This window comes from Dolichospermum circinale AWQC310F, assembly GCF_000426925.1.
In the GTDB taxonomy this organism is placed as follows: Bacteria; Cyanobacteriota; Cyanobacteriia; order Cyanobacteriales; family Nostocaceae; genus Dolichospermum; species Dolichospermum circinale.
In genome coordinates this window covers 244,938-256,893 of sequence record NZ_KE384663.1, presented here as the reverse complement: position 1 = coordinate 256,893, position 11,956 = coordinate 244,938, and the positions used below count along the sequence as shown (strand labels likewise).

At 36.8% G+C, this 11,956-nt stretch carries 8 protein-coding genes; 5 read left to right on the top strand and 3 right to left on the bottom strand.

Annotated elements, in window-relative coordinates; genetic code table 11:
* The 3 genes from ACIR310F_RS21200 to rpsD form a co-directional block, all read left to right on the top strand.
* Positions 1-1,324: DMT family transporter (locus tag ACIR310F_RS21200; protein ID WP_155963574.1), on the top strand; the 1,324-nt coding region annotated here is incomplete at its 5' end.
* Between the two features lie 463 nt (positions 1,325-1,787).
* The gene (gene hetR / locus ACIR310F_RS0101600) at positions 1,788-2,690 is read left to right on the top strand and encodes a heterocyst differentiation master regulator HetR (protein ID WP_028082313.1); all 903 of its coding nucleotides are present in this window, start codon (positions 1,788-1,790) and stop codon (positions 2,688-2,690) included.
* An 822-nt stretch (positions 2,691-3,512) separates the two neighbouring features.
* Positions 3,513-4,121: a 30S ribosomal protein S4 gene (gene rpsD, locus ACIR310F_RS0101595; protein ID WP_028082312.1), complete on the top strand. Its 609-nt coding sequence runs from the start codon at positions 3,513-3,515 to the stop codon at positions 4,119-4,121.
* Positions 4,122-4,369: 248 nt separating this feature from the next.
* Here rpsD and moaA read toward each other — a convergent pair whose 3' ends face one another.
* Entirely contained in the window at positions 4,370-5,356 is a 987-nt protein-coding gene (gene moaA / locus ACIR310F_RS0101590) for a GTP 3',8-cyclase MoaA (RefSeq protein WP_028082311.1), read from the bottom strand.
* 199 nt (positions 5,357-5,555) lie between these two features.
* On the opposite strand from moaA, the gene ACIR310F_RS0101585 reads away from it, so the two are divergent.
* Positions 5,556-7,112, top strand: a complete 1,557-nt coding sequence (locus ACIR310F_RS0101585; RefSeq protein WP_028082310.1) for a DEAD/DEAH box helicase — start codon at positions 5,556-5,558, stop codon at positions 7,110-7,112.
* Positions 7,042-8,259, top strand: coding sequence for a DUF790 family protein (locus ACIR310F_RS0101580; protein WP_028082309.1), 1,218 nt, complete (start codon positions 7,042-7,044; stop codon positions 8,257-8,259). Before ACIR310F_RS0101585 ends, ACIR310F_RS0101580 begins: the two co-directional genes overlap by 71 nt.
* A 181-nt stretch (positions 8,260-8,440) precedes the next feature.
* Here the strand turns inward: ACIR310F_RS0101580 and ACIR310F_RS0101575 are convergent, their stop codons facing one another.
* Together ACIR310F_RS0101575 and ACIR310F_RS0101570 are read right to left on the bottom strand one after the other, a co-directional pair.
* Positions 8,441-9,154 (bottom strand): GDYXXLXY domain-containing protein, encoded by a 714-nt coding sequence (locus ACIR310F_RS0101575; protein ID WP_028082308.1) that lies wholly within the window; start codon positions 9,152-9,154, stop codon positions 8,441-8,443.
* A 126-nt stretch (positions 9,155-9,280) separates the two neighbouring features.
* Complete coding sequence (locus ACIR310F_RS0101570; protein WP_028082307.1) at positions 9,281-10,717, bottom strand: DUF2157 domain-containing protein; 1,437 nt, start codon at positions 10,715-10,717, stop codon at positions 9,281-9,283.
* Positions 10,718-11,956 lie beyond the last annotated feature (1,239 nt).

The following is an 11,956-nucleotide window of genomic DNA, read 5'->3' as shown; positions in this document are numbered from 1 at the left end:
TTTCATAAATCCAGATTTACCAACTACTTCACCAGCAGATGAAAACCCTCAACCTGATTCTTTCATAAAACCAGATTTACCAACTACTTCACCAGCAGTAAAAACTCCTGAACTTACTACTGTCTTAACTTCTCAAGTATTAACAGCACCAGTGCTAGAAAATACACCACCTGAGATCAGTTCCGTCTTAACTGATAATTTATCAACAAGACGACCCCCGACACCAAAATTAAGACGGGAAATAACACCTAAACAACAAACAACTCCGAGACAACAAAGACAACAAACATCTCCCAACTGGTCAGAGTTACAGATAGGTTTTTTGTTGATTTCCTTGTATACAGTGGTTTCGTCTCTTTACAACGTAGCTATTAAGGCAATCTTCTTTACGGGTTATAATTCTAACTCCTTGGGAAGATTGGAAACACAGCAGTTGATCTTGCCTACATTGGGTAATATTTTCTTAATTTTAATGCTACGTTTATTAGTGGTTGTACCATTAATGTTAATGCTGTCGCCTATATTACATCCCTCTATTTGGCAAGACTTAGAAAATTTATTTGCTTCCTTACGGGGGAAAGCAATTCCCAGCCAAAACAACACTAAACAGGCTTTATTTTTATCAGTAATTAGTGGTTTATTGTTATTTATATCACAGGTACTTATTTATCTGGCTATTGGTGAAGTAACCACGTCCATGGCGATCGCTCTTTTCTTTGTCTATCCGGTTATGAGTGTTTTTCTGTCGTGGTTTTTGTTTCAGGAGCGTCCTAATTTACTGATCACTGGTGCAATGGCGGCAATTTTCGCGGGTGAATTGTTAATTTTAGGTGGTCAGGTAGTGGTGAACAATACCTCATTAGGAAGCACGACAGCCATTCTATCCGGGATAGTATTTGCAATTTACGTTCTTGTTACTAAAATATGCGCCACTAAACTCAAATTACATCCCGTATCTTTGACACTAATTAACTTTACTACCATGCTGTTATTAAGTTTTACGTGCTTAATCATACCTCTACCAAGTAATTTAGGTTTAGTAATTAACTCATCTAATGTACTCGAACTGGTTTTAAGTGCTTTTATATTAGGTGTTTTAACCTTGTGCGGTTACTTATTCAATAATTTTGGCATTCGTAAACTAGGCACTCCTCTCTCCTCTTTAATTGGGGCTACAGTCCCCATTTTCACGGTAATTTTTGCTGGTTTAATGCTGCAAGAATCCCTGGATATTATCCAAGTCATGGGAATTATATTAGTTACTGTTGGTGCTGCCTGTATTAGTTGGAGAAAAACGCCAAATCAGCCACAACCTTCTAAATAGTCAGTTGTCAGTGACTACTGGTAATGGGAAAATTCCTATTCCCTATTACCTGTCTCCCCTTGAGAACTGATTTAGACGTTGATAAATGAGTATCAAAAGTCATAATCAAGAAAGGTATGGAAAAATTTTTGGCAAAATATATAGATATTTAAGAAAGAGAAAGTTATACTGGGTTCTAATAGGAAAAATGCAAATCATTCTACTTTCCCCATCCTCCCCAGGACCCTGCATCTCAAAACCCTGGATATCTAAAGTTTCCGAGTCATTCCAGAGGGAGGGGTTAGTCAGTCTGAGGCAAAAAATTGCCAATTTACACCCTGCACATTTACTACCTAAAAATTTCCGAGTCAACCCATAATTTTAGGTTTGCAGTTGAGAGATCATTTTTTCAAAATGGGTGTATAATCAGTAATTTAATTTGAACATCATACTTGTAACCGAGCCATTAAATCGTCTGTAGAATATGACCAACGACATAGATCTGATTAAGCGTCTTGGACCTAGTGCTATGGATCAGATCATGCTTTACCTAGCCTTCAGTGCCATGCGTACAGGTGGACACAGGCATGGAGCATTTTTAGATGCAGCCGCAACAGCAGCCAAGTGTGCAATTTACATGACCTATTTAGAGCAGGGACAAAACCTGCGAATGACCGGACATTTGCACCACCTTGAGCCAAAGCGAGTTAAAATCATTGTAGAAGAAGTAAGACAAGCTTTAACTGAGGGCAAACTGCTAAAAATGCTGGGTTCCCAAGAACCTCGCTATCTGATTCAACTTCCTTATGTCTGGATGGAAAAATATCCTTGGCAACCAGGAAGATCCCGTGTTCCTGGTACGAGTCTAACCAGCGAAGAGAAAAAACAAATTGAGCAAAAGCTACCGAAAAATCTTCCTGATGCTAAGTTAGTTACCTCATTTGAATTTATGGAGTTAATTGATTTTCTTCATAAGCGATCGCAGGAGGACTTACCCCCTAATCACCAAATGCCCTTGAGTGAAGCATTAGCAGAACATATCAAGCGTCGGCTATTGTATTCAGGAACGGTAACACGCATTGATTCTCCCTGGGGTATGCCCTTTTATGCTCTAACTCGTCCCTTTTATTCTCCTGCTGATGATCAAGAGCGCACATACACGATGGTAGAGGATACAGCCCGATATTTCCGCATGATGAAATATTGGGCAGATCGGAAACCAAACACGATGCGGGCTGTGGAAGAACTGGATATTCCGGCTGATCAAATCGAGCAAGCAATAGACGAATTAGACGAGGTTATTCGTTCTTGGGGCGATAAATATCACCAGGAGGGCGGAGTGCCAATGATCTTACAAATGGTTTTTGGTAATAAGGATGATGAATAGAGGACACTATTTTGATCTTGCGGTGGCACATTTACCAAGACTACAATGATAAATCTGTTCATCCATGGCAAGTAATGAGTGCGCTTATACTTTATTAACTTAGTATTAACACAAGATATTAGCAGACAACTCGCCAAAACCCTATGTCCTTCACTGGCATCAATACAAGCATCTCACGCCTGAGTGGGACACAAGTCAATTTGCTGACGTAAACCCAGAACACACTTAATAAAAGTGGCTAAATTTATTGCTCCTAACTACACAGGTTGCTCAATCCTGTGGACGTTGTGGTGAAAGAAATCAAGGACAACCACAGGTGTAATTTGTGTAGGCTGATAAATTTTTACTACATGATCAGGATCACTCCGGTGGTCAATGTTATGTGGTACTTATACTCAGTAGTTGAGCAGTACAAACCTGATGCTCATCTGGTGGTCTCCTGAAGAATCGGTAACAGTCATAGTCCTTAAACTACTGGTTAATCATCACCTATAGTTATCAATAATGCTGTAAATACAATGAAGCAATAATTTGTTGATTTGTTCCCAAAGTTACTAATTTTTTTGGGTTCTTTCGATAACTATTCTCCAATTAACCAAGGTTATGCTACCTGAAAATCTGGTTAGACATCTTCTCTGATTTAGTCAGGTGGGTGTAATCATCAAAAATCAGCCAAAAATTGGTGGATTTAACTGATTGATTGCTGTGAATTTTATTTGTAAATAGAAGACAATTTAACCATAAAATGTCTATCATGATTGGGAACTATGTCATAATAGTAAGTCTGAATAAAATTTTAGAAGGATTAAACTAAGGAAACTCATGTCCCGATATAGAGGACCCCGCCTCAGAATTGTCCGCCGTTTAGGCGAATTACCAGGCTTAACTCGGAAGAGTGCTAGACGCGCTTATCCCCCAGGACAACATGGTCAAAACCGTAAAAAGCGATCTGAGTATGCTATCCGTTTAGAGGAAAAGCAAAAACTCCGCATGAACTACGGGTTGACCGAAAAACAAATGCTGCGCTATGTCCGTAAAGCTAGACGAGTGGCTGGTTCTACTGGACAGGTATTACTGCAATTGTTAGAAATGCGCTTGGATAATACCGTTTTCCGTATGGGTATGGCTCCGACAATCCCCGCCGCCCGTCAATTGGTAAATCACGGACACGTAACTGTTAATGGTCGAGTAGTAAATATTGCCAGCTATCAATGCCGTGCCGGTGAGGAAGTTGCTGTCAGAAACAGAGAAGCTTCTAAGAAGTTAGTGGAAGCTAACCTGCAATATCCTGGTTTGGCTAATCTTCCTAGTCATTTAGAGTTTGATAAAACTAAGTTGGCTGGTAAGGTCAATAGTATAATTGAACGGGAATGGGTGGCGCTACAAGTTAATGAACTACTCGTGGTGGAATACTATTCACGTCAAGCGTAGGACAATTTTGGATTTTGGATTGACGATTTTGATGAGAATTGTTTTTCTTTGCATCTACAATCCAAGATCTAAAACAGAACTTACTGGTATAATATCTAAATCGTAGTGAGGACTTTAGTCCTCTCTTCGAGACTCTATCACCACATTCGTCAGGGCTAGATATCTGTTTAAAAACAGAAGATTATAATTTATTTTTTGTGACAATTGTGTTAGCCCTATAAAATCTAAAATTCCCTGATATTAACTGACTAACCACCAATCTGGGACATGGTACGGGCATAAGTGCCGAGAGTACCAGAGTCACGTTGTTTAAAGTTTATTTCTGATTTGATATTTAAAATTTGTCTCACTTGTGTTTGTAGCTCTGTGGTACTAATACCAGCGCGTAAAGACGATTTTAAGTTAATTTGACCAGTTTCATTTAGTAAGCAGGGACGTAGCCAACCGTCGGCGCTAAGACGCATCCGGTTACAGCGATCGCAAAAACATTCTGACATTTGGCTAATAAATCCTATTGTGCCTTTAGCCCCAGGAATTTGAAATATATCAGCAGGTCCGTTACCACAAACTTGGGATTTTGTCAATCCCCAACGCGCATAAATAGATTGACGTAAATCCGCTGAAGATATCCAACCGCGATCGCTAAATAAGTCTCCGTTACCAATAGGCATAAATTCAATAAATCTAACGTGCCATTGTTTATCAATAGTTAAAGCAGCCAAATCTAAGATTTCATGGTCATTAACGCCCGGAATTACCACCACATTTAATTTTAGCGGGTTAAATCCCACACTATAAGCAGCTTGGATACCTTGCCACACTTGTTCCCAGCGTTTACGTCCATAATTACCAGTAATTTCTGCAAATATATCTGGATCTAGAGAATCTAAACTAATATTAATTCTTTTTAAACCTGCATCATAGAGATTTTGGGCTATGGGGGCGAGTAGAAAACCATTTGTAGTCATTCCTATATCTTCAGTTTGGGGAAGACGAGCAATTTTCCCAACTAAATCAACTATATGCGGACGGAGTAAAGGTTCACCACCGGTTAAGCGAAAGCGGGTAAAACCGACGGGGATAAATACCTCTTGAATGAGAGTAAGCAATTCTGCATCAGTTAACAATTGCTGTTTAAGGATATAATCAAATTCTGCACCTGTAGGCATACAGTATTGACAACGAAAATTGCAACGATCAATTAAACTGATGCGGAGATAGTCCACCTTGTTTATAGTTGCGCTGATTCTCATATTAGTGAAAAGGTGAAAGATAAAATAACTCTATTATAGACATAATAGAACTCAAGGAATAATTTGCAGAAACTGGCATTTGTTGGGTTCAAAAATAATATCACTCAACTCTATTTAGATATCATAACCATTTTGGGTTATGAGTAGTTACATCACACCCCATAACCCTATTCAGAGAAAAATGGCTCGTCACCCTACCTTAACTTTTGATCGTGGTACATTAATTTTACACCCACCACCACGGAGTAAAACTTGGATAGATTATGCTACATGGGATGATAGAGTAGAAAAGTTCCGTATTCCGGCCATAAGATACCGTTCCTTAGTTGAAGCACTTCAAGCCGAAACTACGGATTTTATGGATGAAGCTAAAGCTTTTTATCCTTTGGAGTTAATTGCTAGTGTAGAAATGACACCCTATCCCCACCAAAATGAGGCTTTAGCGGCTTGGAAACTGGCTGGACGACAGGGGGTAGTTGTGCTACCAACAGCAGCGGGTAAGACCTATTTGGCGCAAATGGCTATGCAGTCCACACCACGCACCACCTTGATTGTAGTCCCAACTTTGGATTTAATGCACCAGTGGTATGCTCACTTAGTCGCGGCTTTTCCTGACCAGGAGGTAGGTTTATTGGGGGGTGGTTCACGGGATAGAACACCGATTTTAATTGCTACCTATAATAGCGCCGCTATTCATGCGGAGAGTTTAGGTAATAAATATGCCTTGATAATTTTTGATGAATGTCATCACCTACCTACAGATTTTAACAGAGTTATTGCTGAATATGCGATCGCTCCCTATCGTTTAGGACTGTCTGCAACACCAGAACGCACAGATGGTAAACACACTGATTTGAATATTCTTATTGGTAGAGAAGTTTATCGTAAACGCGCTGAAGATTTAGCTGGTAAAGCTTTAGCTGCTCATGAAATTGTACAAATTAAAGTTAAATTATCTCCATTAGAACGAGAAAAATATCATCAGTTAATTCAAACTCGCAATGATTTTTTAAAACAATCAAAAATCTCTTTAGGAAGCATCCAAGGTTGGCAAATGTTTGTGCAAATGAGTGCAAGATCCCAACCTGGACGTAGAGCAATGTTAGCACATCGTCAAGCCAAAGAAATCGCTTTAGGAACTGATGGTAAATTGCGGGTACTTGTGAACTTATTAACCACCCATTATCCCGAAAGAATTTTGATTTTTACCGCTGATAATGCTACAGTTTATCGTATTTCTCAAGATTTATTAATTCCCGCCATTACTCATCAAACACCAGTCAAAGAAAGACACGAAATTTTAACTAAATTTAAAGCCGGGGAATATAATACCTTAGTTGCTTCTAATGTCTTAAATGAAGGTGTAGATGTTCCCGCCGCCAGTATTGCGATTATTCTATCAGGTACGGGTTCAACGCGGGAATATATTCAAAGATTGGGGAGAATTTTACGCAAGGGAAATTTAGCAAATAAACAAGCAATTTTATATGAAGTCATAGCTGAAGATACGAGCGAAGAGGGAACTTCAGCCAGACGCAGGGGAGAAAATAACACTCAGGAAGAAAAACCAAAAAAGGCGAATTTACAAGTTATTTATGGTGGAGAAAAGAACAGCGATTTAAAAGCAGCAGAACAATTAGAAATTAACTATTCAACTAAAAAGAAAGATGTTACCAACGGACTTACTGATACACCGCCAAAACGGCGAGGAAATTATTCCGAAGAGACTGAAACTTGATCATAAACATTTGAATTTAGCCAGCGATTTAATTAGTTTTTTTCAGGAAGCAGTCGGGAAAACTCAAGGATTATTAGAACGTCAATTAGCAGACTTTGAAGGAGATACCACAGATTACCGCATGAAACGGGGTTTAGCTTATATTCTCAAGAGCAGTTTTTGTACTTTTGAAATAGTCAGTCCTCTCGAACCAGCAATGTTAAGAGAAAGGGTATTTACTTTAGCAGCCAAATCTACTTGTAGTCGAGAATTAACGGATATTACTTTAAATAAAATTGCGGCTGATTTAAGTCAAGAACTCAACCAAGAAATTTTACATAACCAAATACGAGACGGACTTTACGCAGATTTATCAGAAAATAAAATTTTAACTGCTTTTGATGCTCCCAAACCAGAAGATGTTTTACATCGTTATAATATATCTCAAATTCAAGGAGTTTTTTATAAAGCAACTCAATTAGTATTAAATGCTCATCGCAATGTTCCCGGAGAATATAAACTATTGTTTCGTTATTTAAAGCTATTTCAATTAATGGCTTATATTGAAGGTGATGCAGATCATGGTTTTACAATTAGTGTAGATGGTCCTGCAAGTTTATTTACTTCCAGTACCCGTTATGGTTTAGCTATAGCCAAATTAATTCCCGCTTTACTTCATGTGACAAAATGGAGTTTATCAGCGACCTTACAAACTCGTGATTTTTACACAAATGACTTAAAAATAGCACGTTTTAGCCTTAATTCTGAATGTGGATTAGTCTCCCATTATCCTCCAGGTAAACCTTATGATAGTATGTTAGAGGAATCTTTTGCTAGTAAATGGGATGGCTTAAAAAGTGGTTGGATATTAGAGAGAGAAGTTAATTTAATTCCCATTCCTGGTAGTGTGATGATTCCCGATTTTCGATTAGTTCATGCAGACGGACGGGTATTTATTTTAGAAATAATTGGTTATTGGAGACCAGAATATTTACAAAAGAAATTTTCTCAAATAAAACGGGCAAATTGCGACAATTTGATTTTAGCAATTTCCGAAAGATTGAACTTAGAAAAAGCTGGAGTAAAATTAGATCATGTTCCCGCGAGAATTGTTTGGTTTAAAGAAAAGTTATTACCCAAATCTGTATTAGCAGTAATTGACAATTGACAATGAATAACTAAGGATAATTGTGGATAATTTATGATCTGAAAACAGCCGTAAATCTGCACTTTGATATTTATTGCAGTCTATTAGACATCTGGTGAAAATTATCCTAGGGACAATTCATGAATTGTCCCTACAAGAGTTTCAGGTTATGCACATTTAATTACCCCAGATGTCTATTTACTTACTGAAAAGGATAATTACGATTTCGTATGGATAAACCTGTAGGAAGAGCATTACCTTGAGGGTCTACTTTTATCCTCACTAATATTGGTTCTTCTCTACTATCTCGATTTTCCTGAATTTGTGCAAGATCATTATTGATTTGTTGTCTTTGTGCGTCAGAAATGAAATAGTTTTCTAAACCATAATTAACTAAGCCATTCTGATAATTACCCCTTAAAGTTACTTGATTATTAACTAGAGAAACAGGACGATTAATACTTACGCGTACAGGTTTCCAGGACTGAAATTGATTACGATTAAAAGATTGTTGTTCCTGCAAAATTAGATATAAGGTACTTCCCTGGATAATTTGTCCATTTCTGCGGGAATTTTTTCGCACCCATTCCCGCCAACCTGATACTTTTCTCAACATTTCGGGACGGGAGATATCATAATTCAAGTTTAATGAAGAACTCCTAAATAGATTATCAGAATTTGCAGATACAGTTTGCAAAATTATCGTTTTACCAGCCATACCTGTATATATTGCTTGAACAGGTACAGCTAAAATTAAACCAACTTGAAACAATAAAGGGGTAATTAATCGCCAAATTGGTAAAGGTTTATTAGCCTTCTGTTCTGTAGCGATTAGATAATCCCGAAAAGTCAACTTTTCAGAAAATTCCATTTCGGGAGTTAAGGTTTTTTTTGATTCAGGAGAGTCGCTTTTCATGAGATTAATGTATTAATTGGTAATAGATGATAGGAAAAAATACTTTTCCTCTTAGTTCTAAATTTACGATAGGAATTTATTCGCAGAGATTTATGAATATGCTTTCATGAGCATAGAAAAATTATTCTATTTCTGGTTATTACTACTTTTAGATGTAGTAAAACGCCGTTCAAACCAAAGTCCAGCAGCAATGAGGGAATAACCACAAGAGGCAAATACTAAAGCCCGAAAAAGGACATCAGTATTATACTCTAAAACCCGGCTAATAATTTGCAGAGTAAATAATAGCATACCACACCAAAAAGTAGTTCTATTGCTTAACTTTAAACCTTCTTGAATTAATCCCCAGGCTAATATTACCAGGAGAATATTGAAGATAAAAATGCCTATTTCAGTGATTCTAGTGATAGCCTGATGCCAAAAAGGAGTAATGATAATGAACGCCAAAAAAGTAGTAATGATGACGATTTTAAAAAATACTTCTCGTCGGAGTGGACTATTTCTGTGACGAACTAAAAACAACCATTGCAATACAGCCAAACCACTAAGAATCCCCAAATCAATAATTGGTAACGACTGGAATACATTCGATAAATTATTGGGTTGATCATAACTCAAGTCTACAGCTTGCCATTGCCAACGGAAAGACAAAAGATAAAAAACTACACCAAAACATATCAATCCCAAATTACGGGCTAAGGGTTGAAATAACCTATAATTAACAGTAGGAAAAAGTAGATCATCATAACTCCAAAGTAAGGCAGGTGGTAGGGCTAAAGCAAAAGAAGCTGTCCAAGAAATGACATCAGAAAATGTTAACAGTGGTAAAGGGTTGAGATTGTATTGTAAAGATAGAATAAATGCCAAAACTCCCATACCAAAAATCCATCGAGACCGACAAATATAAGCTAGAGGAACAAATAGCAACCAGGACAATAGAGGCATATGACGCACAGCTAACCGCGCCCAATTCAATTCTCCAGGCACAGACCATAAATCACCAATTCCTATCCAATAACCAATTTGAATGAGGATAATGGCCATAATTCCCAAAGAATTAAGGGAAAGGCTATAAGCCATGACTAATACCCCAAACCCCCAAGCTAAAAATAACTCAGAAGTTGAACTGCTAATATTAAATATTTGCCCCATTAACATTAAGGTTGCCCCTAAAATGAAAGCACTGAGAATTAACAATGCTTCTCCCAATGTCCGTTTACCTTGTTGAGATTTTTTACTTTGATTTGTGGTGAGTGTGGGTTCTCTCCAGGTCAAAAAACCAGTAATAGCAGTAGAGAGAAATAAACTCATTAACAAGATAAACTTGACTTCTCGTGACCAACCTTGCCAATTTGCACCCACAAGTGTCATTACACCCAAGCCTAAAAGTAAGCCACCTATAACAATAGCAATGATGCTAAAACCATCACGAGTAGATTCTTCTAAGTTATTGAGTTGATAACGCTTGGCTATTTGTTCATGCTGGGAAGAACTAATAATTCCTTCGTCTCGCCAAAGTTGTGCTTCTTGGCGCAGTTTTCGCTGAAAATTGTTAAATATCATGACCTCTTTGGTGCATAAGTGTGAATATGGCTAGGCCATGGAAGTTATCAGTTCAAGATTTTGATTTTGGACAGGTTAGCTTTTATCCTGTGAACAAAACAAAATTCATAGCTGAGGTGCTTGACAAAGAAAATCTCAAATATTGCTGATTGTATTTTCAGTATGCAGCTAAAGATGTTGATTGCATTGTTTTCATGTAACACTTTCTTGTCTGACTTAATTCTATAAAAATTAATAGGAAAAAATGCTCTAATTTATTGTTTATTTGTTGCTTAAAGTTACTCATTATTTATTTATAAATGTAGATAAATAAACAAATTTTATAAACACTTTAGTTTATCTATAACATTTTGCATCTTATATTATTTTGTGTTGAAATAAACCAGATATTTTGCCTTTTAAGGTAGAAGTTTTTAAAGTGGTTTTCTTATTTTCTGAAGCTGATCAATCTCATTTAAGTAGCATCCCTTATGATTGAATGTTTCCCCAATCTAGGTTAGGTGTTGGTTTTTTACTGTATTGTCTATAAATAAAATAGAATCTAATCTAGCTAAAATATATTTAAATAAAATTAAACAGATTTGTATTTAAAGAACTAAGTCACAAAATACATAAAGTTATTTGGGACGATAAATGACCGAGAAGATTGATTTTAGCCTTTTATTTGCTAATAGATTACAAAATATTAAGATTTACCTGCTAAGTAAGAGTAACTGATGAATTGCGCCTACGGTAAATCAAGGCTTTCATGGCATTTATGCGTAATTAATGTAAACTTTAGTATAAAATAACCCAAAAATAAATTTTTTATACTGTGGTGGTATGAGTGTCAATCATTTTATATTGATTTCGTGACAGTTAATTGTTCTACAAAAATCTTGTCAAGTATTTGAATCTTAAAAATTCCGACAAAATCTACCCTGATATGGGTTGAATTAGTGTCAATATTTTCAATATTTTCATTTTATTGATTTAGAGAGATTCATATCTGATTTTTGTGCAAACAATACCGAATAGTTGAGGTGTGCTGAGGATAAGCATTGTCGGTCAGCATTCCCTACCCTATACGAATTGACATTTTCATAAATGATTTAGGAGTCCATTATGTTTGATAATTCTGAAAAGTCTTTTGATTCCTCTTTATCAGCATTGGGTAATTCCTTGATTCACCTGGATAAAGATCCTTTAAGTTCTAAGCCAACAGAGCCTGGTTTACAGCAACTTCCATCATTAAATGTA